The 25,341-nt window shown below is 43.5% G+C and carries 25 protein-coding genes, 1 tRNA gene and 2 riboswitches; of the genes, 12 read left to right on the forward strand and 14 right to left on the reverse strand.

Annotation, left to right across the window (positions count from 1 at the left end; translation table 11 throughout):
• Nucleotides 1-100: 100 nt before the first annotated feature.
• A complete protein-coding gene (locus ACQKMP_RS30305; protein ID WP_427472509.1) occupies nt 101-2,161 on the forward strand; it encodes a transglycosylase domain-containing protein in 2,061 nt (686 codons plus the stop codon).
• Between the two features lie 202 nt (nt 2,162-2,363).
• Entirely contained in the window at nt 2,364-2,837 is a 474-nt protein-coding gene (locus ACQKMP_RS30310) for an AbrB/MazE/SpoVT family DNA-binding domain-containing protein (protein ID WP_076286897.1), read from the forward strand.
• A gap of 101 nt (nt 2,838-2,938) precedes the next feature.
• Here ACQKMP_RS30310 and ACQKMP_RS30315 read toward each other — a convergent pair whose 3' ends face one another.
• The gene (locus ACQKMP_RS30315) at nt 2,939-3,445 is read right to left on the reverse strand and encodes a YwhD family protein (RefSeq protein ID WP_042183958.1); all 507 of its coding nucleotides are present in this window, start codon (nt 3,443-3,445) and stop codon (nt 2,939-2,941) included.
• A gap of 103 nt (nt 3,446-3,548) precedes the next feature.
• On the opposite strand from ACQKMP_RS30315, the gene ACQKMP_RS30320 reads away from it, so the two are divergent.
• From ACQKMP_RS30320 to ACQKMP_RS30345, 6 genes are all read left to right on the forward strand, one after another.
• Nucleotides 3,549-5,555 (forward strand): M1 family metallopeptidase, encoded by a 2,007-nt coding sequence (locus ACQKMP_RS30320; protein WP_427472512.1) that lies wholly within the window; start codon nt 3,549-3,551, stop codon nt 5,553-5,555.
• 11 nt (nt 5,556-5,566) lie between these two features.
• A complete protein-coding gene (locus ACQKMP_RS30325; RefSeq protein WP_427472514.1) occupies nt 5,567-6,397 on the forward strand; it encodes a hypothetical protein in 831 nt (276 codons plus the stop codon).
• 214 nt (nt 6,398-6,611) lie between these two features.
• Nucleotides 6,612-6,750: riboswitch (cyclic di-AMP (ydaO/yuaA leader) on the forward strand.
• A gap of 53 nt (nt 6,751-6,803) precedes the next feature.
• Nucleotides 6,804-7,232 carry a C40 family peptidase gene (locus tag ACQKMP_RS30330; RefSeq protein WP_042193080.1) on the forward strand — a complete coding sequence of 143 codons (429 nt, stop codon included), beginning with the start codon at nt 6,804-6,806 and terminating at the stop codon, nt 7,230-7,232.
• A gap of 359 nt (nt 7,233-7,591) precedes the next feature.
• Nucleotides 7,592-7,733, forward strand: a riboswitch (cyclic di-AMP (ydaO/yuaA leader).
• 5 nt (nt 7,734-7,738) lie between these two features.
• Entirely contained in the window at nt 7,739-8,230 is a 492-nt protein-coding gene (locus ACQKMP_RS30335; RefSeq protein WP_042183954.1) for a C40 family peptidase, read from the forward strand.
• A 255-nt stretch (nt 8,231-8,485) separates the two neighbouring features.
• The gene (locus ACQKMP_RS30340) at nt 8,486-8,971 is read left to right on the forward strand and encodes a GNAT family N-acetyltransferase (protein WP_076286894.1); all 486 of its coding nucleotides are present in this window, start codon (nt 8,486-8,488) and stop codon (nt 8,969-8,971) included.
• A gap of 127 nt (nt 8,972-9,098) precedes the next feature.
• Nucleotides 9,099-9,455: a c-type cytochrome gene (locus tag ACQKMP_RS30345; RefSeq protein ID WP_042183950.1), complete on the forward strand. Its 357-nt coding sequence runs from the start codon at nt 9,099-9,101 to the stop codon at nt 9,453-9,455.
• A 91-nt stretch (nt 9,456-9,546) separates the two neighbouring features.
• On the opposite strand, the gene ACQKMP_RS30350 is transcribed toward ACQKMP_RS30345, so the two are convergent.
• Together ACQKMP_RS30350 and ACQKMP_RS30355 are read right to left on the reverse strand one after the other, a co-directional pair.
• Nucleotides 9,547-9,834 carry a 4a-hydroxytetrahydrobiopterin dehydratase gene (locus ACQKMP_RS30350; RefSeq protein WP_042123209.1) on the reverse strand — a complete coding sequence of 96 codons (288 nt, stop codon included), beginning with the start codon at nt 9,832-9,834 and terminating at the stop codon, nt 9,547-9,549.
• A gap of 228 nt (nt 9,835-10,062) precedes the next feature.
• Nucleotides 10,063-10,356, reverse strand: coding sequence for a hypothetical protein (locus tag ACQKMP_RS30355; protein ID WP_042131745.1), 294 nt, complete (start codon nt 10,354-10,356; stop codon nt 10,063-10,065).
• Between the two features lie 206 nt (nt 10,357-10,562).
• Here ACQKMP_RS30355 and motA point away from each other — a divergent pair, with 206 nt between their 5' ends.
• Complete coding sequence (gene motA, locus ACQKMP_RS30360) at nt 10,563-11,366, forward strand: flagellar motor stator protein MotA (RefSeq protein ID WP_042183948.1); 804 nt, start codon at nt 10,563-10,565, stop codon at nt 11,364-11,366.
• Complete coding sequence (motB, locus tag ACQKMP_RS30365; RefSeq protein ID WP_042183946.1) at nt 11,350-12,168, forward strand: flagellar motor protein MotB; 819 nt, start codon at nt 11,350-11,352, stop codon at nt 12,166-12,168. The genes motA and motB overlap by 17 nt, the downstream gene beginning before the upstream one ends.
• A 99-nt stretch (nt 12,169-12,267) precedes the next feature.
• On the opposite strand, the gene rluF is transcribed toward motB, so the two are convergent.
• Both rluF and ACQKMP_RS30375 read right to left on the reverse strand, forming a co-directional pair.
• A complete protein-coding gene (gene rluF / locus ACQKMP_RS30370) occupies nt 12,268-12,969 on the reverse strand; it encodes a 23S rRNA pseudouridine(2604) synthase RluF (RefSeq protein ID WP_042183944.1) in 702 nt (233 codons plus the stop codon).
• Nucleotides 12,959-15,286: an ATP-binding protein gene (locus tag ACQKMP_RS30375; protein ID WP_427472518.1), complete on the reverse strand. Its 2,328-nt coding sequence runs from the start codon at nt 15,284-15,286 to the stop codon at nt 12,959-12,961. Before ACQKMP_RS30375 ends, rluF begins: the two co-directional genes overlap by 11 nt.
• A 441-nt stretch (nt 15,287-15,727) precedes the next feature.
• Between ACQKMP_RS30375 and tadA the strand changes: the two genes are divergently transcribed.
• The gene (gene tadA, locus ACQKMP_RS30380) at nt 15,728-16,213 is read left to right on the forward strand and encodes a tRNA adenosine(34) deaminase TadA (protein WP_427472525.1); all 486 of its coding nucleotides are present in this window, start codon (nt 15,728-15,730) and stop codon (nt 16,211-16,213) included.
• A 1-nt stretch (nt 16,214) separates the two neighbouring features.
• Nucleotides 16,215-16,784 carry a GNAT family N-acetyltransferase gene (locus tag ACQKMP_RS30385; RefSeq protein WP_042183940.1) on the forward strand — a complete coding sequence of 190 codons (570 nt, stop codon included), beginning with the start codon at nt 16,215-16,217 and terminating at the stop codon, nt 16,782-16,784.
• 108 nt (nt 16,785-16,892) lie between these two features.
• Here the strand turns inward: ACQKMP_RS30385 and ACQKMP_RS30390 are convergent, their stop codons facing one another.
• The 9 genes from ACQKMP_RS30390 to guaB all read right to left on the reverse strand — a co-directional run bounded on the left by ACQKMP_RS30390 (nt 16,893) and on the right by guaB (nt 24,857).
• Nucleotides 16,893-17,984, reverse strand: a complete 1,092-nt coding sequence (locus tag ACQKMP_RS30390) for a hypothetical protein (protein WP_042183938.1) — start codon at nt 17,982-17,984, stop codon at nt 16,893-16,895.
• A gap of 102 nt (nt 17,985-18,086) precedes the next feature.
• Nucleotides 18,087-18,239, reverse strand: coding sequence for a small acid-soluble spore protein P (locus ACQKMP_RS30395; RefSeq protein ID WP_042183936.1), 153 nt, complete (start codon nt 18,237-18,239; stop codon nt 18,087-18,089).
• 12 nt (nt 18,240-18,251) lie between these two features.
• Nucleotides 18,252-18,593, reverse strand: coding sequence for a hypothetical protein (locus ACQKMP_RS30400; protein ID WP_042183934.1), 342 nt, complete (start codon nt 18,591-18,593; stop codon nt 18,252-18,254).
• Nucleotides 18,594-18,766: 173 nt separating this feature from the next.
• A tRNA-Ser gene (locus tag ACQKMP_RS30405) sits at nt 18,767-18,855 on the reverse strand.
• A 68-nt stretch (nt 18,856-18,923) separates the two neighbouring features.
• A complete protein-coding gene (gene serS / locus ACQKMP_RS30410) occupies nt 18,924-20,210 on the reverse strand; it encodes a serine--tRNA ligase (protein ID WP_076301054.1) in 1,287 nt (428 codons plus the stop codon).
• Nucleotides 20,211-20,283: 73 nt separating this feature from the next.
• Nucleotides 20,284-20,880: a pyridoxal 5'-phosphate synthase glutaminase subunit PdxT gene (gene pdxT, locus ACQKMP_RS30415; protein WP_042183914.1), complete on the reverse strand. Its 597-nt coding sequence runs from the start codon at nt 20,878-20,880 to the stop codon at nt 20,284-20,286.
• Between the two features lie 18 nt (nt 20,881-20,898).
• The gene (gene pdxS / locus ACQKMP_RS30420; protein WP_042123186.1) at nt 20,899-21,780 is read right to left on the reverse strand and encodes a pyridoxal 5'-phosphate synthase lyase subunit PdxS; all 882 of its coding nucleotides are present in this window, start codon (nt 21,778-21,780) and stop codon (nt 20,899-20,901) included.
• Between the two features lie 111 nt (nt 21,781-21,891).
• The gene (locus tag ACQKMP_RS30425; RefSeq protein WP_379426162.1) at nt 21,892-23,238 is read right to left on the reverse strand and encodes a D-alanyl-D-alanine carboxypeptidase family protein; all 1,347 of its coding nucleotides are present in this window, start codon (nt 23,236-23,238) and stop codon (nt 21,892-21,894) included.
• A 161-nt stretch (nt 23,239-23,399) separates the two neighbouring features.
• Entirely contained in the window at nt 23,400-24,857 is a 1,458-nt protein-coding gene (gene guaB, locus ACQKMP_RS30430; protein ID WP_042183912.1) for an IMP dehydrogenase, read from the reverse strand.
• Nucleotides 24,858-25,341: the final 484 nt, after the last annotated feature.

Consider the following 25,341-nt stretch of genomic DNA (forward strand, 5'->3'; position numbering starts at 1 on the left):
ATCTCCTCCGGTGATAGTCCCTTTAACAGATCACCTAGTTATACAATGAATATCCTTCCAGTTCCTTTCCCATAATACAAGGAGAAGGGAGTCTGGTGTCATGTCACGTGAATCAACGAGTCCACCCAAACGAAAAAGCCGCTTCCGCCGTTTATTCCGGCTGCTGGTAGCCATGATTATATTGTTTCTACTGACCACGGGAGCTCTGCTCGGTTACCTATACCAAAAAGATCTCCCTCCCATTGGCGACGATGTGCGCTCCAAGCTACTCGACTCCAGAGGCAATATTCTTGCCACCTTTACCTCAGACGGGCGTAGCCGTGAACCGGTCAAATTAAGTCAAATTTCTCCCCTGCTCATTGAAGCCACACTAGCCGTCGAGGACCGTAAGTTTTACGAGCATTCCGGATTTGACATGAAGGGGATGGCTCGGGCAGTGCTCGTCAATCTGGAAGAGGGAAACCGAACGCAGGGGGCTAGCACGCTAACTCAGCAGCTCGCGAGAAATCTTTATCTATCCCACGAGAAGACGTGGACGCGTAAAGCTAAAGAAGCCTTGTATACGATGCAGCTCGAGATGAAATACAGCAAAGATGAAATCTTGAACATGTATTTAAATAACATCTACTATGGCCATGGTGCCTATGGCATTGAAGCAGCCTCTCAAATGTATTTTGGTAAATCTGCAGCAGACTTAGACTTGGCAGAGAGTACCATGCTAGCTGGGATTCCAAAAGGACCAACCTATTATTCGCCGTACAATCATTTAGACAACGCTAAAAAACGACAAAAAATCATTTTGACTGTCATGGCTAATTTAGGAGAAATCACACAAGAAGAAGCGGGACAAGCTGTTCAGGAGGACTTGAACTTAAAACCACAAGGCCAGAAGGATACAACTGTGGTTGCACCCTATTTCAGAGATTATATTCGCAATCTGGCCACAGAATCTCTTAACATCAGCAGTGATGAGTTGGAACAAGGGGGACTAAATGTTTACACCACCCTGGACCCTGACATGCAGCATGCCGCAGAACAAGCAGTCGACAAAGAGATGGATCAAAAGAGTGATCTGGAGACCGCCCTTGTTTCCATCGATCCTCGCACTGGCTACATTAAAGCTATGGTCGGCGGAAAAAATTATCGTACCAACCAATACAATCATGCTCTAGCCACCACACGTCAGCCTGGCTCGTCCTTTAAGCCGATCATGTATTTAGCAGCACTCTCTTCTAAAGAGATGACTAGTCTTTCCGTTTTCAAAAGCCAGCCAACGATGTTCCATTATGATAACAATCGCAAAACCTACCAGCCTCGGAACTTCGGGGATAAGTATCTGGGCGAAATCAATATGCGACAAGCCATTGCAGCATCCGACAATATCTATGCTGTGAATACGATCATGAAGATCGGCGCAGATAAGGTGAGCGAGATGGCAGGCAAGATGGGCATTGATAGTCCGCTTCAAAGCGTGCCGTCACTGGCACTCGGTACCTCACCGATCAGTCCGCTAGAAATGGCTGCGGCATTCGCTGTTATTGGAAACAGTGGTCAGAAAATGCCAACCACAGCCATTCTAAAAATAACGGATTCCAATGGTATGGTGCTGTATGAAGCACCACAGCCAAAGGGTGAAGCCATTGTAGAGCCTTCTGCCGCCTATGTGTTGACCCGTTTAATGGAGGGAGTATTTGAGACTGGGGGGACAGGAAACCGTGTAGCTTCTATAATCAAACGTCCGGTAGCCGGCAAGACTGGAACTACGGATACAGACGGCTGGATGGTAGGCTTCACCCCCGAGCTGTCCACTGCAGTTTGGGTTGGATATGACAAGGGGCGCGACATCACAACTACCGATGGCCGACGGGCAGCTCCAATTTTCGCGGAGTTTACTGAAAAAGCGTTGGAAAATATCCCGCCTAAGATTTTTCCCATTCCAGATGGCGTAGTCAGTGTATACATCAATCCGCAATCCGGTAAGCTAGCTACAGCAGCCTGTCCCGAAAAAGAACTGGAGACTTTCATTAGTGGAACTGAGCCCACCGAATACTGTGATCAACATGGCAAAGTTCCCGCTGTCGATGATGTACAAAGCAAAGTAGATCCTGCTGAAGAAAGTCGTTCCCTGTGGAACAATATTAAACGCTGGTGGTTGAATTAACCTCTTCATTAATTGAAGAGGTTTTTCTTTTTTATTACTTATTTATTGTAGAATCCATAAGATGGCCAAACTCGATTTTCACTTCTCCCACAAAGGATGTAACCGCTTCATTAATTATATTCACCCCATTCTCTTAACTCACAATTACTGCTATAATAGTTAGTAGCAACCAAAATATAAAGATGTAAATGAGGGACATGGGATGAAGGATACAGGCATGATCCGGAGTTTAGACAGTCTTGGGAGAATTGTGGTTCCCGCAGAAATCCGTATGACTCGTAATATCGACATTGGTGATCCTATCGAATTTTTTATATTAAACGATAACACCATCATACTCAGGAAGTACACCTCGACAGAATGTACGTTTTGCAGAAGCCACGACCATGTCACCTACTATAAAGAGCAATTTATTTGCAGTAGCTGTCTAAAAGAAATTGCCGACCCTGAACGCATGTCTCAAGTGCCTGAGGCGCGCCAAGATTTTGCAGGCGAAGTGTCAGAACACAGCAGCACGATCCGGAAGACGAAGACAGAGGATATGTGCCAACGCCTGGAGCGGGCCATAGAAGAACATCCATATGCCAATCAGAAAGAGCTTGCTGAAATTCTTGGGATCAGTCAAGCCAGAGTAAGTCAACTCAAACGCAAACTTAGTACGGCAGGCAAATCGTAAACTAATTCATTGTGTTCAATTCAAAAAGGCTTCGACTCTCCTATTTCAGGATGTCGAAGCCTTTTTTCTGTATCAGGTAACCTTGACCGGATAATTCGTTCCTACTCGGTCAGTGCAGCCTTAAGCTCATCGGAGGACGCAGTCCACCATGCCTCATTATGAGAGATCAAGAGGGATTTGAGGGCAGCTTTTTCAACTGCGCCAAGCCCTCCCACATCGATTTTACGTTTTAGAGCAGCATCCAACTTATTGACATGCTCGGCGAGAATTTTCCAACCGCGACGTGCTTCCGTATCGATCCACATTTCGCAGGCCGTTATTCCACCATAGAATTGACTATCCTGTGTACGGTCCACTGCTACCCATACTACCCAAACCTGTCTACCATTAGGTACATCTTCACGGTTCATGGAGAATTTAATCCCCTTTTCAACCTTACTCTTGGCATGCATGGCACCAATATCAATGACTGCTTCACCGCCATCAATAATGACAGGCGATACGTTATTGAGCTCTATAGAGCCCGCTCCAAAGCCTTTATGTTTACTTTTGGCATTCACAATATTTAAGGCAATCTGTTTCTTGCCCTCCGGTTGTATGTTGTCCACGAGTGCACACCCTTCCTCTTACGAATAATTTAATTTTAGCTAATAATGCGGCGATTGCAAACATATACATCCCGTAGATGCTTGTCACGGGAGGAATCACACTATGAAGTCACTGTCATTAAGGTACATCATCATCTTTGCGACCCTGGCCACCCTCGTGCTATTAGGAGGCATATGGGTCTATTCGGGGGATAACTCCACATCTTCTGTTACTAGCTTTGTTTCAAAAGAGGCCAAGTCCTCAAGCGGCACAGCTCCTGCAGCTGCACCACAACAGACACTGCCTGAAAGCGCCCCCGTTCCAGCAGAAGAGGCATTAAGTCAACGAGTTGTCGAGTATCACATCGATGTTCAGCTTGTTCCTGATACAGAAACCTTAATCGCTTCTGAGACGGTAACCTGGACACACCCCGGTGTAAAACCGGTAAGTGATCTATATTTTCATATGTATCCAAATGCTTTTGCTTCACCAGATACTACCTTTATGAAGGAGTCCGGGGGAACGCTCAGAGGTGACACCATGCCAGAGAACGGCTTCGGAAGTATGACTTTAACCGATTTGCGCACAACAGAAGGAACATCACTAATGCAAAGAGTGCAATTTGTACAACCCGATGATGGTAACGTCAACGATAAGACACTCCTAAAGGTGCATCTCCCACAGCCGGTTAATGGTGGAGAAAGTGTCACGCTTAAACTCCAGTACGAGGTCCAGCTCCCCAAAATATTTGCCCGTATGGGCGCATCAGGCAATTTCGTGATGGCTGGGCAATGGTTCCCTAAACTTAGTGTATACGAGCCTATGGGCACACGTGGGGTTAAGGAGGAAGGCTGGGATTTGCATCAGTATCACGGCACCTCTGAGTTTTACAGCGATTTTGGCATCTTTAATGTAACGATTGCGGTTCCTTCCGATTACACGGTAGCTGCGACCGGATTTCCTGTGAAGAATGCCAAGCTAAAGCAAGATCAAAAAATATATCAGTTCTACGCTGACGATGTCCATGACTTTGCGTGGGCGGCATCCCCTGATTTTACAGTAGCCGAAGAAGCCTTCTCTACGCCAGAAGTGCCTGGTGTACGGATTAAGGTGTATCTCGATCCATTACACAAAGACTTAAAGGAACGATACCTTCAGGCCGCTAAGGCAGCTCTGACCTACTTCAGCAAATGGTATGGTCCTTATCCCTACTCGACTCTGTCTATTATCGTTCCGCCTAAGGAGGGGAATGGGGCTGGAGGAATGGAGTATCCAACACTCATTACAGCATTTGGAGCCACAGACTCTTCTCCTGACACCTCACTTGAAAGAACCGTCGTTCATGAAATTGGCCATCAATACTTTTACGGCATGGTAGCCAGCAATGAATTCGAAGAGGCTTGGCTAGATGAAAGCTTCACTTCTTATGCTGAAGACAGACTCATGGAGCAAGAATATGGCATCAAAACGAATCTCCCTCTTCAGTCCAGCTTGGTGACCAAATCAGAGCCGCTAAATTTAGAAACATGGAAATATGCCGGGGCAGAATCCTATAGCCGGAATGTGTATATTCGCGGAAAGCTAGTACTTAAGGATATTGAGCGCCAAGTAGGCACTAAGGCAATGAACAGCATCATGTCCACTTACGCACGTAAATTCCGTTTCCAGCACCCCACTACGTCTGATTTTCAAAAAGTCGTTGAGAAGGTAACCAAAAAATCATGGCAGCCTTATTTCGAAGATTATATTTATGGTGGTGGTGCTCCTGATTTCTCAGTAGATACGATTACGATTAAAAAGAATGGCAACAGCGATGCTCAGAGCTATGAATCCATAGTAAAGATTACAAACAAAGGGAGCCATTACGTTGACGTTCCCATTAAATTCACATTCGCCGATGGCTCTGCTACAGAGCGGGTCTGGAGCGGTGAAGGAGCAGAGACTACATTCCAATTGTTAAGCGATAAGCTTCTTCTCTCTGCTGAGGTTGATCCTGAGCATACCATTCTGTTAGAAAACAAGCATCTTAATAACTTCAGACTGGCGGAAATAGAGCCGAAAACGCTCTCCCGCTGGACATTAAGTGTAACTAAACTAGTTGAAACCGTGCTCGGAACTCTTGTCTGGTGAGGTGAATGATTGTGAGAACATCGATAACCCGCGGCTGGCAAAGCATGAAGGAGCAATTTTATATTCTGATTCTGCTCTTCATCTACCGACTGCTCTGGGGCTACTTTATGTACGGCTTCATCCGGTCTGCTATCGTTCCAATTCTACTGCGTTATCCAGATAAAGACGCTGGAGGCAGCGGAATGGGCAGACTACTCTATTATGTCGAAGGGCAGTTCAACTTGAACACAGATCCTGCGATACGTACTTGGTTATGGATGTTCCTAGGGCTTGTTGTCTTACGACTGCTACTCTCCCCCTTCATAAGGGCAGGATTACTGCATGAACTCCATCAGGAGCGAAAAGGAGAGCGTGGCCTGTTCTTTTTTCCAGGTATGAAGCTTTATGGATTTCCAGTGTTTATCTTCAGTCTAATCGAATGGGCGCTGGCTCTACTTCCGTTATACTGGCTTGCTCCAAAAATGTACGGGCTATTCTTGTCCTCCTTTCTGAACTACTCTTTGTTACTTCATCTAGTTCCATACGTATTGGCATGGCTTATATACATCTTTATCGTGCGCCTGTTCCTTCTATATATGCAGTTTGGGTATACCAGCGGCACGGGGATGTTCTCCTCCTTATTCATTTGCTTGAAGTCGCTGATTCCGGCAATAGGAATTTCAACCATACTTGGTGCAGCAGGCCTGATCCTTTTGCTAGTGTGCGGAATAACGGGTATCTTCTGTCCTGGCCTACCAGCACTTCTTATTCGTCAACTTTCATCACTGCCCTCAACACTCTTCAAAATGTGGGGAATTTCAGCTCAATATCATCTATGGCACAGTAAAGCATTTCCACAATAATTTGAAGCTTTACAGAACATAATATAAGAGTCCCGGTTCCTAAATCAGGAGCTGGGACTCTTTCGCGTTATAGACAAATTATGAGGATTTGCAAAATCGTAAAGACTTTGTTACAATAAGTCCTGTTCCATTGGTAACAAGTTTGTAATCATTTGAAACGATTTCTACATAACTTCATGTATTTGTCGTAGTCATGTCGATAATTCACTATCTGGTGCATAAAACGCCGAATTCCTTGCACCGGGAAGTGGGGGAACCATATTTTGGGTGAATTGATCTCGCTTTGCAGTGATCATAGGGGAACCTTCTACCGAATCCTTAAGCTAACCTCACAGGCATTGGAAGGGGTACAATTTTTTTGAAGAATTTAAGAAAAGCATGCGTCGCTGCGGCGCTAGGACTTGTGATGGCGTTCTCTATTGGTGGAGGAAGTGCCTTTGCAGATTCTAAGATGGACAGTGTTATTTCAAAGACAATTGGAGTTGCCTATAAAACCGGAGGCACTAGCACTGCCGGGTTTGACTGTTCTGGATTTACTACGTATGTATTCAAGAAGGTGGGTCTTTCTTTGCCCCGTACTTCAAAAGCTCAATATAATGTCGGAACTCCTGTAGCTAAAAGTAAATTACGTTCAGGTGACCTAGTTTTCTTTAACACATTGGGCAACGGCGTATCCCATGTCGGCATTTATGTTGGAAACGGAAAATTCGCACAATCATCATCTTCATATGGCGTGACCATCACTTCACTTAGCCAATCCTACTGGGCCAATCGCTACGTTGGTGCTAAAAGAGTAATGAGTACTTCCTCATATCAAGCTATAGCCTACGATTAATACTTCCCCACAACTATAACCTCACAATTACATTATATAGACCTGGGTTTGATTATTGACTTAATCGAATCCAGGTTTTCTTTTGCCTTATTATATTCTTTACACCTCTTGAACGGACTTTAAACACTTTTATTTGATAAAAATTTCAATAAATATAAAAATTAGTTTAATATTATCGCTTACATATACATTTTGTCTTTAAAAAAACGAATTTTTCTGCATGATTATGTTAAAAACGATTGCCAAGCGGCACTCTGTTTGTTACAATAACTGCAGTAAGATTTTAGTAACATTTTTGTAATCATTAAGTTGTTATTTACAAAGGTTTTGTCATGTATTGATTACAAGCTATTCCTAATCAACAGTATCAGCCGAGTTTCCTAACTATTAGGAAAACGGGGGAACCAACTTTGGGTGAATTGACCTCCATTTTTAGAGGGGTCATAGGGGACCTTCAACCGAACCCTTAAGCTAACCTCGTAGGCATCCGGAAGGGGTATAAACTTTTGAAGAAGAAGCTAGCAGCAGCAGTACTTAGCTTTTCCATTATTTTCACCATCGGAGCAGGAAGCGCTTTCGCGGATTCCAAAATGGATAAAGTGATCGACAAGACCATCGGAACTAAGTACGTATCCGGCGGCATCTCCACAAATGGATTTGATTGCTCCGGATTTACAATGTATGTATTTGATAAAATTGGTATAAACCTACCACACCAATCAGGTTCCCAGTATCAAATGGGTACTGCTATCTCCCAAGATGATTTAAGATCTGGAGATCTTGTATTCTTCAATACAAGTGGTAAGGGTGTCTCCCATGTCGGTATTTATGTCGGTGAAGGCAAGTTTGCACACGCATCTTCCTCCCGCGGTGTAACGATTAGCTCCCTGAGTGATAGCTACTACGTGAAACGCTACATCGGTGCTAAACGAATTATGAGCACAGATGCTTATCATTCTGTTGCTTCTGAGACAGAAGATAATGATGATGTTCAATAAGTAAATCGTACATAGGCTCTTTTCCAAGATGTTGATTCTTGGGGAGGAGCTTGTTTTTTGTCTTATTTAGTATTTACCCCTCTCAGAATTTGTAAAACAATAATCCTCATAAATTTCTGAGTCGACCATGCCTCTTTTTGTATATAATTAGTTACAAGCATAAACGCCTTCGATGTCCTTATAAGGACCATAAGTATTTAAAGCTAGAAATATAAGACATTTAAAGTCCCCCCGTGAAAGGAGGTCCTTGACCTTATGATAAATCCCTCTGTTACTTTTCATGTAGCGCCTATGGAGACCAGTCACGCGGAAGAGATTTGCAACTGGGATTACACTGCCCCTTATAATATTTACGGCTGGATGCCGTGGGAGCAAATGCAGGCTCTTGGAATCGAGTTCGGTGACCCTCAGCTACGGAATGAGCAATATGTCTCCATACTAAATGGGCAAGGGATTTTGTGTGGATTCGCGCAGTTGTTTCCAATGGAAGGTGTTGTTCGCTTGGGGATTGGTATGCGCCCTGATCTATGCGGTCAAGGTCTAGGAAAAATATTCATGGATGCAATCGTGCAAGCAGCCTTGCTTCGTTATCCTGAGCGTGAGATTGATCTAGAGGTTTTGACCTGGAACCAGCGGGCGATCCGAACTTACCAAAAGTGTGGATTTACGATTACCGATACGTATGAACGCCTAACCCCCACAGGAAACAAACCTTTTTATTGCATGGTCTATGATAAATAATATTAAATTCCATATTTTTCAATGATTTGATGGCATTATCGTTCATTTTTTTGTCACAAACCCTATGATAACGCTTCACCTTGAGCTATAATGTAGGGAGCAGCTTACATAGAAGGGACGAACTGGGATGCAGAAATGGATCATGAGCGGTTTGTTTTTTGCCGCCTGTGCCTTTGCGGTAGTACTTATGTTTACACTTCCAGGTAAAGAAGAGGTAGCTGAACAGAATAAGCCGACGATGCCGGAAGTCCAATTGGATGCGGCAAAGGCCGAAGCAACCGTGAAAGCCAGCTGTATCACCTGTCACGGCGATCAGCTTCAAGGTGGAGTTGGACCCAGTCTTCAAAATGAAGGCGGTCAGCATGATGCTGAAGAAATCTACAGTATCGTCACTAAAGGACGCGGTCAAATGCCTTCCTTTAAAGAAAAGCTAGCCCCTGAGGAGATTGCAAACGTCGCCCTCTGGCTCTCAGAGAAAAAGTAACAGTAACTACTACCTAAGCAACTAAAAACGCCCGTGCCGGAAGATAGTTCACTATCTGCGCACGGGCGTTTATTTATGAGTTTGGGTGACACTAACGATTTTTCTCAAAGGCTTCATTAAATTCATGTGCCTCTCGAATATCTAGAGCTGTAATACCGTCTTCCTCATTTGATTTCAGTCGTAAAGTCACTGTCTTATAATCAATCGTAATATGTGGATGGTGATCAAAGGCTTCTGAAATGGTGGCTACTTCATCAACGAAAGCAATACCCTTCATATATTGGCTGAACATATATTTTCGCACCATGGTATTCTCTTCCAGCTTCCAACCTTCCAGCTTGCTGATCTGCTCACGCAGTTCTTCTTCCGTAAATAACAATTCGTTTCCTCCCTTACTAAAAATTGCAGTAAAATCCGCAGGTCCCTTTACTCGTCATATTCGTTAAACAAAACATCCCTTAGCTTCTGAGGTCCAAGGGATGTGCCAGGATAAAGGCAATATTTTCGATTAAATGTATTCAAGAATCCCAGCGATTATAACTCGGCTACACCAATTTTAACACGGGCTACTAACTACGGGCAAATTACGCCCCGCCGCCCCCTCTTCTTAAATCAAAACAACAGAGGCTAAATCCTCTTCTCCGACTAAAATATTAATGCGGTGCGTGTCCTTATCGTAGATGATAACGCCGCTCCCCACCTCAATCATAGGTTCATTACCCAGCGCGAAGAAAAGATCCTCAGCCAGTGCCTCCCATACCTCCATCTTGGATTCCTGCGGCAATTCTTGCCACTCTTCTGGATCCATTTCAAAAAATAAGTACCCATCGGAAATTCTTCCGACAGCCTCAGTCAAATCCGTTAGGATTTCACCGTAATCTCTACCATGCTTTACGCCCACATGTATCACTCCGTTTTCTCCACAGATGAATAATTACTTACCTTATCCATTATAGCCGAAAAAATGACTTCACAAAAAACGGAATGATGTCGATAAATAAGAATATACGTTATTCGGTTTCGAACAGAGTGCCTTGCCGCTGTTTCAAGGATGATATACGCGGCTTTGTCGGAACACATCTTATAATCTCATGGACGAGGTGCATAATGGAAATTTCAACAATACTTGGTTTAATTTTTGGTCTAGTTGCAGTTATTTGGGGTATGATCCTCAAGCACGCTCCTCTTCACGCTTTAGCCACACCTGCTGCTTACGTTATTATCTTAGTGGGTACGGCAGCTTCCATCTTTATGGCCTTTCCGTTCTCGGAGGTCAAGAAGATTCCAAGTCTGTTTAAAATGATTTTTGTCAAAAAGAAATTAATCAGTAAACCCGAATTAATTACTATGTTCATGGAGTGGGCTTCTATTACACGGCGTGAAGGTCTGCTGGCTCTTGAGTCGAAAGTCGATGAAATAGAAGATAACTTCCTCAGAAATGGCATGCGGATGATTATTGATGGAAATGATCAGGATTTTGTCCGCGATGTTCTCATGGAGGACATCCACGCCACAGAGGATAGACATAAAGCAGGCGCACTCATTTTCTCACAAGCAGGTATGTATGCTCCTACACTTGGCGTACTCGGGGCCGTTATCGGACTTATCGCCGCTCTGGCTGATATGAGTGATATGAACAAATTGGCTGCAGCAATCGGGGCTGCCTTCATCGCAACACTACTCGGTATCTTTACAGGTTACGTATTATGGCATCCTATTGCCAATAAGCTGAAACGACTTTCCAAACGTGAAATTGAAGTTCGAATGATGATGGTCGAAGGTCTTTTGTCCATACAATCCGGTGTATCCACTATTGCCATCAATCAGAAGCTTGCTGTCTTCCTGACACCTTCGGAACGAGCTAAGTTAAATGATGAGAAGGAGAGTGGATCGGGTGAGCAAAAAGACTAGACGACACGAAGAGCATGAAGAACACGCCGATGAATCGTGGCTACTGCCTTATTCTGATCTTATGACCCTTCTGGTAGCCTTGTTCATCGTAATGTATTCTATGAGTGCAACGGATGCCAAAAAATTCGAAGAGATGAGTCAAGCCTTCAGTTCCGCTCTTAATGGCGGTACAGGTGTTCTTGAAGAACGGGCGGCAATGCCATCTAAGAGTCAAGAGGATTTAGGAAAAAATGATCAAATGGATAAATCAGTAACCAAGAAAAATGAACAAACAGAAATGGCTAAGCTGCGGCAAAAGGAGCAAGAGGATTTAGAGAAGCTTAAGAAGCAGTTTGATCAATATATCAGTAAGAACGGCCTTACCGATCTACTCAGTACTAAGCTCAATCAATCCCAACTTATGATTACGATAAGTGATAACGCGTTGTTCGCATCCGGACAGGCAGTAGTTAAAGATGATTCTCGGCAATTAGCAAAGTCCATCTCAACTATGCTGCAGCAATTCCCGGATTATGATGTAGTCGTGCAAGGACATACCGATAACATCCCTATCTCTAATAGCGACTATTCTTCCAACTGGGACCTGAGCGCCGATCGCGCCCTTCAGTTCATGAAGATTTTGCTAACAAATACGAACCTGAATCCACGGAAATTTAGTGCGATTGGATACGGGGAATACCACCCCATTTCTGAAAATACTACAGCTGTTGGACGAAGTAAGAACCGCCGGGTTGAAGTATCCATTATTCGTAAATATCAAGAAACCAAAGAGTTCTCAGGTATTGCTCCTTCCGATGAATAATGGTTATCCTATTACAAGCATAAAGAGCTGTCCCAAGGTCTTAGACCGATGGAACAGCTCTTTTTTGATACATTGTATTCAAATAAAGACTCTTCTAGGTTATAGAAGTTCGTAGTTCAGTGTAGCTCCAAGTTCTTGCTTCTCTTCAGCAGACAGCTCACGCCATTCTCCTGTTTGTAATGCCCCTAGACGAATATTCATAATCCGAATGCGTTGAAGCTTTCTAACCTCGTAGCCAAAAGCGCTGCACATACGGCGGATCTGACGATTCTTACCCTCCGTCAAAATAATACGGAATACACGCTCTGTAATACGAGTGACCTCACAAGGTAGCGTCTTCTCACCTAATATCTTTACGCCGCTGGACATGCCGGTAATAAATGATGGCGTGATCGGTCTGTCTACAGTAACAACATACTCTTTTTCATGCCGACCTTCGGACCTTAAAATCTTGTTAACGATGTCCCCATCGTTGGTAAGCAAAATCAATCCTTCTGAATCCTTATCGAGTCGCCCAATCGGGAAGATTCGCTCATGATGACCTACAAAATCAACAATATTCCCCTTAATATGCTGCTCTGTAGTTGAAGTGATACCCACTGGCTTGTTTAACGCAATGTAAACCGTCTGGCTTGATGATTCAAGCGCAACACCATCTATTCTCACATCATCGCCTGGAACGGCCTGACTGCCAAGCACAGCAGGTTGTCCGTTGATCGTAACTCTACCACCTTCCACCAGCTTATCTGCTTCACGGCGTGAACAGTACCCTGTCTCACTGATGAATTTATTAATTCTCACGTTGTCCTTCACTCCGTTCATCCTTAATATTAAGCCAAGGGGTATCCGTACCAGCTGCAGGCAGCTTAATCATAACAGTTGTCCCTTGACCCACTTCACTTTGTATTTCCAAATGACCCTTATGAGCCTGAATAATACGTTGGCTAATCATTAGCCCTAAGCCTGTTCCCGACTCCTTATTGGTGAAGAAGGGCTCGCCCAGCTTAGGCAGCATATCCTTAGGAATTCCTTCGCCTTGATCTGAAATAAGAATGAAGACAGAATCCAAGGTATTTCTTAACTCCATTGAAATTACACCACCATCAGGCATAGCTTCAATAGCATTTTTGACGATGTTAATAAACACCTGCTTTAGCTGGTTCACTTCACAATGTACGGTGGATGGATATTCAGAGAATGTCGCACTAAACTGAATCCCAAACAAATGAGCTTGACTGTCTAATAGAGAAACCACATCACCAAGGATATCCCGCACATCTTTTTCCTGGAAATGAACAGCTTGAGGCTTAGCCAAAATCAAAAATTCACTTACGATCAGATTAATCCGCTCGAGCTCGGACAACATCAGTTCAATATGGAGGGGAACCAAAATCTGCTTTTCTTGTTGAAGCTGCAGAAATCCTTTTAGCGTCGTAAGAGGATTACGAATCTCATGAGCTACTCCCGCGGCTAATTGGCCAACTGTAGTCAGCTTCTCAGAGCGTCTAAGCAGTTCCTCCATTCGGTTACGTTCTGTCATATCACGTGAGACGTGAATAAAGGAATGCGGATACCCGTCTTCATCACGAATCACTGAGGTACTAACACTCACTTCAACAATTGTTCCATCACGTTTAAGTCTTACGGTTTCAATTGGTGGTAGAACCGCACCACTCTTTAACGCATCAAGCCGCTCTTCCTCCTGCTTAAGCGCTGTCGCAGGCACAAGGTAAGGCTTATTCCCTAGCACCTCTTTGGCACTCCATCCATACAGCTCTTCGAAGGCTCTGTTCGTACTAGTAATTCGGCCGTCCATATCGATCGTATGTATCGCATCAGAGGTTCCATTAATAACCGATTCCAAATGCTCCTTAACTGCTCGGTTCTCTTCCAGTGTCTGTTTGAGTCGATTAGTGCGCTGCATGAGATGAGCCGTCATAGCGTTGATTCGTAGTGCCAGTTGCCCTAACTCATCCCGGCTAGTTACCTTAAGTGGAGGCTCGAATTTCCCTTTGGCTACATCGTTGACTTTGGCAAGTATCGCCTGAATAGGACGAGTAACAAATCCAGACAGTATGTAACTACATAACAAGAATAATGTAAGTAATAACAGTGAGGTTGTCAGATTATTAATTAATTGTTCATGAACCACAGATGAAATCACGGAGTAATCCAAAACGACTCCAATCACATAAGCTTTCAGTCCAGGAGATTGGATAGGAATGAAGCTTTTGAGCACTCTTTTTCCAAGCACTTTCGTCTCCAGTGTAACCGGCTTCTGCTTCTCCTGAGCCAATAGCATCGCTGTTCTATCCTGCTCCACATTACCATAAGTATAGGTGCCGTACTTAATGGGACGGTTACCAAGATTCTTATTCAATGTGTCAGTTCCGTCAGCCTTCATACTTGCTGAACCAAATGTTACCGGGTTAAATCCTGTGAGTTCTAAGATCCCTGGATTAGCTTCTTTAGTCTGCGCTGCGATTTGATCGGGATTGGTAATCTTGACATAGTCGCTGGCTGCAGTATTGAGAATAACAGGATTTATGATGTAGTTGCTCTCTTCATCATGGTAATATCCCCACTTTTCAATGAAATCGAGATTGTAGGTTGAATAATCAAAAGGGCCTGACCAAAAATGGTCCATGGCCTGCCCCTGACCCACGGATACCTCCTGATTATCGAACAACTCCAAAAAGGCCAGATACCAGTACCCCCAGTCCTTTGTGGACACCCCAATATCACTAGGCACCGAAGACCTCGCTATTACAATATCGTTATCAGTCTTTACCAGAATTGAAATATTAGACACGCCCACCTTGGAAGTTAGGGCCTTAAGTTCTTCATTCGTCACATTCCTATAGTCGGGGTCCAGCTCTTCGGAGGCAAAGATAGCCGCCATCCTTAAATTATGCGCAATTTGATATTCTACATAGTTAGAGCTATAGTTACTTTGTTCTACAGAAACGGCCATTTGCATAGCGGTTAGTTGCATATTATTAATGCTTTCATTCCGTAGATTATTTTGGGCGGCATAAAGGTTAAATGTCAGGTTCAGTGCTAAAATTAGCAACACCGCCCCAAAAATAATAGCAGATAGTTTTGTCTTTATGGACAAACTGTTTGTTCACCTCTTATCCACTGGTAAATCCTTGCGGGGCCTACAATAAACATCATACCTTTTGCCCTCACATTTGAAAAGACATTTCAATGTAGCGTTCCAATTCAAGAATATTGAAATTCAAAAGGTCTTTCTCTACAATATACAAGTATAAATGCCTTCGGCGTCCTTATACAGACGGGAAGCGTTTAAGCGCGAAATATAAGGACAAAGTATAGCGTGAAACTTATACTTTCTTATATTTCAAGAAACCATCCACAGCTTATGCACATATAAACATTTTATTATAAAACGATGTGTACAAAAATGTGCATAAGTAGGCGGTTATCCACAGAGTTATGCACATTTTGTTAAGAACGAATATTTGTTCGTTGTACAATGGATATAAAGGAAGGGAAGATGATCTTGAATATTAAAGCAGGTGAACCGCTAGATGATATGCGAGCGGTTCATGAACACTGGATGAGGCAGGCGATAGCAGAAGCCCGCAAGGCTGAAGCATTAGGGGAGGTTCCCATTGGGGCGGTCATCGTACGGCATGGTGAAATTATCGGACGTGGATACAATTTAAGAGAAACTACAATGGATTCTACAGCTCATGCAGAAATGGTTGCCATTCGTGAGGCCAGCAATGTCATGAACTCATGGCGACTGCTGGATTGCCAGCTGTATGTTACTTTAGAGCCTTGTCCTATGTGTGCGGGAGCGATTGTACAATCAAGAGTACCCCTCACTGTATATGGCACTCCTGATCCTAAGGCTGGATGTGCTGGGACCCTCATGAATTTGCTTGAAGAACCGCGTTTTAACCATCGCACCGAAGTGATTCAGGGGATTTTACAAGAAGAATGTGCAGACCTACTGACCTCATTCTTTCGTCGTTTACGTCAAAAACCATCGAAAGAAGAAAAAGGAGAGATCTGAAATGACCCTTACTTTATATCATACCTCACATGGTATCTATATTTCTCCTCTAGAGCTAAAGGATACAGAGAACTTACTGGAGCTGCGTTTGAATAATCGATTAACACATGAACCATTTGAACCAAAACGCGATGAGCAATTCTACACTTTGGAGAGCCAACAACGGATCATCAATCAGCGTCTGGAGGATGCTCTGGAGGACAAAGCCTATATGTTCGGTGTCTATCTGCTTGATGGACAACTAATAGGTCAAATCACGCTATCTAATGTCTCAAGAGGTGTAGCTCAGTATGCTGATTTAGGCTATTTAATGGATCATCGGATGCAGGCAAAAGGTTACATGACCGCTGCGGTCGGATTAGTTCTCGGCTACGCTTTTCGAGCCTTAGGTCTTCATAGGGTTCAAGCAGCCATCTTATTGCATAACGAGGCTTCTCGGAGGGTGCTGGAGAAGAGCGGATTTAAACCTGAAGGTATCGCCCGCCGGTATCTCAAAATAAACGGCCAGTGGCAGGATCATCAAACCTATGCAATATTAGCCGAAGATATGCTGCCGGATGAACACAAATAACTTTCTACTGACTCGTTCAGGATTAAAAATCTTATTCTTCTAATAAAAAAAGACCCGCATGGGCGTATATCATACGCAACATGCGGGTCTTTCTCTCGTAACTTCTTATTAATAAGTCCCCACGCTACCGAATTGCTCCTCTAGTTGATCCATTGTAATTACATCATCACCTTGAGGAATGCCAATCTTAAACTCTGGCTTCTCGTTAATCTTGTCATATTGACCCGTTCCATTTACAGAAAAGGCTACGTTCGTGCCATCTTCAGGATCATTTACTTTAATGTCCATCAGTAAATCCTGAAACACAGGGAACCCGTCTTTATTGATTGCTGTATTGTAGTGGAACTGATTAATCGTAAGATACTTATCAAGATCCGCCAAACTCTTATCGAATTCAGTTCTAGTTTCACTTGATGTGATCTCTTCTTTAGCCTTAGCCAGATCAGCATCATTAATTTGCAGCATATCCTTGTATTCTTCCTTGCTCACAATATCAATGATTTTAGGCAGGGCATTATTCACAAAGATGGTGATTGCTTCTTTAACATTATCGTTCGTCACTTGGAACTGAACGACCTGTTTAGCTTCAACACCCTCCGGTAAATTTGCTTCCTTTGGACTAAGCTCATTAAAATATTTTCCTTCATCATATTCCGCTAATACAGTGTCCATCACTTCATTAGAGAACTTTTGCATTTTCTGTGTATCAAGAGCACTTGGATTAAACTCAGCACCCTCTTGCTCTGCCAACGCCTTCAGATCCACCTCTACAAACTTATTTACGATTGTCTCCGGAATCGGGAAGAACGGAATCGATGGAATCTTAACATACAACTTCTCAGTGGTCATCACCATAGGGACATTGAAGCTCATGCTCATATCGCCCTTGAGATTCAGAACCATAGTTAGCTCTGTCTGCATTGGATCAGCCTGATAAACACCGTCAATAGTTATATCAGCGTTCTTAAGCATGCTGAGTACCTGTGTGGTCATTGCAGCAGATTCAGCATCAGCCGTCTCAATGGTTAGGTCATTGATCGAGAATTTACTCTTCATCTCATATGAAGACATCGTAGTCGCTTTTGTAGCGGCTGATTTCAAAGCCTCTTTTGGTGCCTCCTGTTTACTTCCACATCCCGGCAGAATTACTGCTGCTGTAAGCAACAGTGCCGCGGCCGATAAACCCCATTTTTTGTTCATTATTTTTCTCCTCTCCCATGTAAAAAAATCTCCCCCCACTTATCATAAACTATTTGTAAAAATCAAGAAACACTTCTTTATAATTCTTATTGTTTTTATTTGTTATCCTTGCGGATTATGATGGTCTACATGATTAGCCTGCTTCACCTTTTTAGAGCCAGAAAGTGGTTCTGGTGCAGAAGAATTATGCTCCTTTCTACGCTGGCCATCGTTGGGCTGTGCCCCGGGAACTGGAATACTTTTTGGCTTTGACATTGTTCATTCCTCCTAAGGATTAGTTATATTCTGTAGAGCCTGAGCACATTCGTGAATTTGTCGTGAATACTGCTGTGCTAATAGCTGTACTGCATCACTATGCTCATCAATATGAATTCCACTCTGCTCCACATCAAGCAGATCAACAGCGACCTCCCTGCTATCTACATACCTGCAACGAAAATCAAGTGAGTACCCTTGACGTCCCGCTGCATTAAAATGAATAAGCAGACTATTCGGATCACCATCATCCGCTAGTACATTGAAACTGTCCCCATCCTCCATTAACGCAGGCAGGCGTTCTTGCCAGGCCGAGACAAGATTATGCTGATCTACTTCCAATTGTCTGTCCATAATTATGATCATCCTCCTTCTCTAATACATTGCGGAGAAATCAATCTTTTTATTCTCAATGGAACTAGGTTCATCAAACAATAACTAAAACTGTACCAGTTCAAGCACAACAAAAAAACCGCCTCCAAAGGAGACGGTTTCTATCTGCTTATTTCTTAAAGTTCATAAAGGAATGGCGGAGAGGATGGGATTCGAACCCATGTGGGCTTGCACCCTAACGGTTTTCAAGACCGCCCCGTTATGACCGCTTCGGTACCTCTCCAAATGCATATAAATTTCACATGCATTAGTAATTGTACCATATGGTGCGAAGAAAAAGCAACTATTTTCTTAAATAGTTTTAGGTTGGATCGATTTTACATTGCGCATATACGGTTGTAGACATTCTGGAATCAGAACACTACCATCCTCTTGCTGATAATTCTCAAGAATTGCTGCAACAGTACGCCCAACAGCCAAAGCAGATCCGTTCAGTGTATGAACAAATTCAGGTTTGGATTTCGGATCTTTACGGAAACGAATATTTGCCCGACGCGCTTGGAAGTCCTCCGTATTCGAGCAAGAAGAGATCTCACGGTACATTCCACTCTCAGGCAGCCATACTTCCAAATCGTACGTCTTAGCCGATGTAAAGCCCATATCAGCTGTACATAGCCCAAGTACGCGATAAGGCAATCCAAGAAGCTGCAGCACACGCTCAGCATCTGCTGTCATTTTTTCTAACTCCTCATAAGAGGATTCAGGAGTAGTAAGCTTCACCAGCTCTACCTTGTTGAATTGATGCTGACGGATCAGACCGCGAGTATCACGGCCAGCTGAACCCGCCTCAGAACGGAAACAAGAGCTGTAAGCTACATGATACTTAGGTAGATCTGCTGCTGTCAAAATCTCTTCGCGATAGTAGTTGGTTACAGGTACTTCCGCTGTAGGAATCAAATAGTATTCAGTATCACGTAACTTAAACAGATCTTCCTCAAACTTAGGAAGTTGCCCCGTTCCGTACAAGCTGTCTTTATTCACAATGTATGGCGGCAGCATTTCTTCATAGTTATGCTCACCACTGTGCAGATCCATCATAAAGTTAATAAGCGCCCGCTCTAAGCGTGCTCCCAGTCCTTTATAAAAAACAAACCGAGATCCCGTAACCTTCGCTGCAGCTTCAAAATCAATAATATCGAGCTGCTGCGCAAGCTCCCAATGTGATTTCGGAGTAAATCCGAATTCCTTTGGCTCCGACCAGCGACGCAATTCTACGTTATCATCCTCGGATTTACCAACTGGAACTGAATCATGAGGAATATTCGGAATACTCATAGTAAGTTCAGCAATCTGAACTTCCAATTCACGCACTTCGTCATCAAGCTCTTTAATTCGGTCAGATACCGTACGCATTTCTGCAATTAGGTCATCTGCTGGCTCACCATTCTTTTTCTTCTTCGCTACTTCACCAGATACCGTATTACGACGGTTCTTAAGACCTTCTGTTTCTTGCAGTAATTCACGTCTGCGTAGATCAAGTTGTGGAAAATCAGCAATTAAATCCAGTGATTTACCCCGTTTCTCTAAGGCTTGTTCAACTCGAGCGTAATCACTGCGTAATACTTTTACGTCTAACACAAAGTTTCCCTCCTGAAAACAGCCTAAACTCTTTCAAATTGCTGCTTACAGCTTTGAAAGAGTCAGAATGTTCTTATATGCGATTCTGTTGTTGCACTTGCCTAGTAGCCTCTACCATATCAGCAAAATATTGATGCAGTCTGAAATCATCGGTCAATTCTGGATGAAAAGAAGACACCAGCAGGTTACCCTCCCGTGCAGTTACAATCTCATCATTATAGACTGTAAGCACATCTACATCCGGGCCTACCTCGTTGATAAGCGGTGCACGTATAAAAACAGCACGAACCGGCTCATCAATTCCTTTAACCTCCAGATCACATTCAAAGCTTTCCCGTTGACGACCGAATGCATTCCGAGCCACCTTAATATCCATTAGCTCCAAATGCCCTGGTTCGCCGCCGGCAATTTGTTTGGCCAGAATAATCATACCCGCGCATGTTCCAAAAATCGGCTTACCCTGATTGGAGAAATCACGTATCGCTTCGATGAAACCATATTTTCGCATCAGTTTACCGATCGTTGTACTCTCACCACCAGGAATAATTAGGCCATCAACCTCCTCAAGCTGCTCTACTCGCTTGATAGGTACGCCCACTGCTCCGGTCTTCTCTATACTAACAATATGCTCCGTAACTGCGCCTTGAAGCGCCAGCACTCCTATTTTCATCCGGCAACCTTCTCTCTATTAACGGCCACGCTCCGACATACGTTCAGCCGGGGTTAGAGTTGCAATATCAATCCCCTTCATTGGTGCGCCAAGGTTCTTAGATACTTCTGCAATCAGTTTGTAATCAGTATAGTGTGTAGTGGCTTCAACGATCGCACGGGCAAATTTCTCAGGGTTGTCCGATTTAAAAATACCTGAGCCTACAAACACACCATCCGCACCTAGATGCATCATCAGGGCAGCATCGGCAGGAGTTGCTACACCGCCAGCAGCAAAGTTAACAACCGGCAGCTTACCAAGCTCATGCACTTCAAGCAGTAGCTCGTAAGGAACTCCCAGGTTCTTAGCTTCATTATATAGCTCATCCTTGGACAAATTAGTTACTTTGCGGATTTGACTATTGATAAAGCGCATATGACGCACTGCTTCAACAATATTTCCTGTTCCTGGTTCACCTTTCGTACGGATCATGGATGCACCTTCGTTAATACGTCTCAAGGCTTCACCCAAGTCTTTAGCTCCACATACGAACGGAACAGTGAACTCACGTTTATTAATATGGAAGACTTCATCAGCAGGAGTAAGAACTTCACTCTCATCCAAATAGTCGACACCCAAGGATTCCAGAACCTTTGCTTCTACGTAATGGCCAATACGAGCCTTAGCCATAACAGGGATACTTACCACTTTGATAACTTCTTCTACAATTGTAGGATCGGCCATCCGTGCTACACCGCCAGCTGCGCGAATATCAGAAGGCACGCGTTCCAATGCCATAACAGCTACTGCACCCGCAGCCTCAGCAATTTTTGCTTGTTCTGCATTCATGACGTCCATAATGACGCCGCCTTTTTGCATTTCTGCCATGCCTCTTTTAACTCGCGATGTTCCAGTTTCCATGTCCTAGCCCCCCGAATGATCTATCTTAATCTAACTTGTAATTTTACCCCAATGAAGGGAAATATACAATCCACTTACTCGGATTTAACGCAATTTTCAATGCTAAATTCATTAGAACAAGTTCTTGATCCCTGTAAATAAATCGCCGAAGAAATCTCCAATGGCTCTAAGGAATAAACTGAACCAACCGGCTTTCTCCGCTTCTTCAGCAGTAATCAGATTAACTGTCTTCTGCTGAACATCAGACATGCCTTCAACTTGGTAGGAATAAGTAACCTTACCCACTTTAGCAGATTGTTCTATAGGAGCAACTAAGGTTGCTGGATCATTTATTTCAACAGTTGTTTTAATTTGAGGGGAGGTTGTTCCCTTAGGGACGATAAACGAAACAGCTTCATCCGTAACTACAGACACCTTTTTATTTTTCCCTTTAAGAACTGGCACGGTTTCGTTGCCGGCTATCACTGCTTTAGGGGCCACGACCTGTTTGATTTCAAAATTATTAAATCCGAAATCAAGTACTTTCTTCGTCTCTGTAAAACGGTGTGGCTCTGTATTAGCCCCCATTACTACACTTATCAGACGCATGCCATCACGAACAGCTGTACCTGCAAAACAATATTTTGCTCTAGCGGTATGGCCTGTTTTCAAACCATCCAATCCCTCATAAGCATAAGCCTTAAAATTCTGGATACTCTTGTTAGCTTCCAACATCCAGTTAAAGTTAATCATTGGTGCGGTATCACGTTCACGGAACTTATACGACTGAACCGTTGTAAATCTATTAAAATCAGGATGATCAGTAACGATATATTTGGCAAGAATAGCAGCATCCATCGCTGACATTACGTTTTCTTTCTTATCAGTTGAGCGGTACTTCTTAGGCATGTCAGCTTTGTCTAATCCAGTAGAATTAACAAAATAGGCAGTTTTCATCCCCATCTTCTGGGCAGTCTGATTCATTAGCTCTACGAATTCCAATTCTGATCCGGAAACTAGTTCTGCCAAAGCTACTGTAGCATCATTTGCAGATCCGACAGCCATTGCTATGTACAGCTCTTCAACCGTATGCTCGTCATTTTCCGCTAGAAAAATACGTGATCCAACCTGTTTAGACGCATTTTCCCCTACTATGACTTTTTGATCCCATGAAAGCTGTCCAGTCTTCACCGCTTCTGCTACAAGATACTCTGTCATCATCTTAGTCATACTAGCTGGAGGCAAAGCCTCATCTGCATTCATAGATAGAAGAATTTCACCTGTTGTTGGTTCTATTAGAACCGCTGATTTCAAATTTAGACCCAGTGATTCCACAGAAGGGATCTTTACTGCTTTCTGAGTTGTCTTAGTTGCAGTACCAGCCTGTATTGTCGTAGTCGTACCTTCCTCAGCGAATGCCGGAAGCGGAGTGGAAACTAACATATTTAAAAGTAGACCTACTGTGACTGTCTTAATCATAAATTGCTTACCGTTAAATTTCTGTTTGTGCTTCAATGATTACTACTCTCCTTTAAACCTCATATCAATAGCTTGTTCTATTCTAACACAGGGGTACACGCAAAAAAAGACAGACAGGACGAAATAGTCCTGTCTGTCCAAAAAATAGTCTTTCTAGTCCATTACACGGAATAGTTTGGCGCTTCTTTCGTAATTTGCACATCATGTGGATGGCTTTCGCGAAGTCCGGCACTTGTGATGCGAATGAAAGAAGTGTCATTCCGAAGTTCTTCGAGTGACTTGGTCCCACAGTAGCCCATACCCGAACGCAGTCCGCCAATCAATTGATGAACGGTATCCGAAAGAGGCCCTTTAAAAGCGATACGACCCTCAATTCCTTCAGGAACAAGCTTCTTATCGTCATCCTGGAAATAACGATCCTTACTACCTTGTTTCATGGCACTCATACTGCCCATACCACGATATACTTTAAATTTACGGCCTTGATAAAGCTCCGATTCTCCTGGGCTTTCTTCTGTACCCGCAAACATACTTCCCATCATTACTGCATGAGCACCAGCGGCAATAGCCTTCGTGATTTCACCGGAGTACTTGATTCCACCGTCAGCGATGATAGGAACTCCGTACTCACGAGCAACCGTTGCACAATCATAAATGGCTGTAACCTGCGGAACACCGATACCAGCGATAACTCGTGTTGTACAGATAGATCCAGGTCCAATACCTACTTTAACTACAGAAGCTCCAGCTTCAATAAGTTCACGGGTTGCTTCACCTGTAGCCACGTTACCAGCAACAATTGTAAGATCAGGATATAACTCACGAATTTGGCGAACCGCTTCAATAATATTAATGTGGTGCCCATGTGCAGAATCGACGACGATCAAATCCACACCTGATTTCACTAACGCTGCAGTACGCTCAAATGTATCTTTAGAGATACCAACAGCTGCTCCAACCAGTAAGCGACCCTGTGCATCTTTCGCTCCGTTAGGGAACTGAATCGCCTTCTCGATATCTTTAATTGTGATTAGGCCCTTAAGAACGTTATTCTCGTCCACCAGCGGCAATTTCTCAATTTTATGACGTTGTAAGATGCCTTCTGCTTCTTGAAGTGTCGTTCCTACAGCAGCAGTCACAAGATTCTCATGTGTCATAACTTCTTTGATTGGAATATTAAAGTCATGAATAAAACGTAAATCTCTATTAGTCAGAATACCGACCAGTTTGTTGTCATTGTCTACAATCGGTACTCCGGAAATACGATATTTACCCATCAGCAGTTCAGCATCGGATACCAGATGTTCTGCAGAAAGAGAGAATGGGTTAGTAATAACTCCGCTCTCGGAACGTTTTACACGATCCACTTCTTCCGCTTGCTGCTCTACAGGCATATTCTTGTGAATAATCCCGATACCACCCTCACGAGCAATAGCAATGGCCATAGCCGCTTCTGTGACTGTGTCCATACCTGCACTCATAAGCGGGATGTTCAACTTCACATTCTTACTTAGAACTGTAGTCAAATCTACTTCCTTCGGCAGTACCTCAGATTTACGCGGAACCAGCAGCACATCATCAAAAGTCAGACCTTCTTTACCAAACTTATCTTTCCACACCTGGGTCATTCCTCCTCGGTTGTTTTTAAATTATACCCGCCTACAAACTTTATAAAAGAAGAACCTTCGACTTTAAGTCCATTCACGACAGACAACTCTGTACATCTGGAAGTTGAACAAGTTCATATCTTCAATTTAGGTTTGAGATGCTTATCCAAAAATATATTATTGCCATCTTAGCAAAGGGCATTTGGACTGTCAAGAACATTACATCATCAGAGTAGGTATTCAAAAAACGACTCCCGCGTAAGCGAATTATTGGACTATTGTCCGCACAGAGTGGACATTTAGTGGTGAAATTATACAATCCACCATACCCATCACCAATGCTTACACCTATCTCTAATGTAGTATCTCAAAATAAACCCTAATGAATTCTTCAATAATATAACAAAAAGACCACTGTCGATTACTCAACAGTGGTCTTGCGTGCTTGGCAACGTCCTACTCTCCCAGGACCCTTCGGTCCAAGTACCATCGGCGC

It is taken from the genome of Paenibacillus sp. NPDC101420 (assembly GCF_050277435.1).
Classification (GTDB): domain Bacteria; phylum Bacillota; class Bacilli; order Paenibacillales; family Paenibacillaceae; genus Paenibacillus_AQ.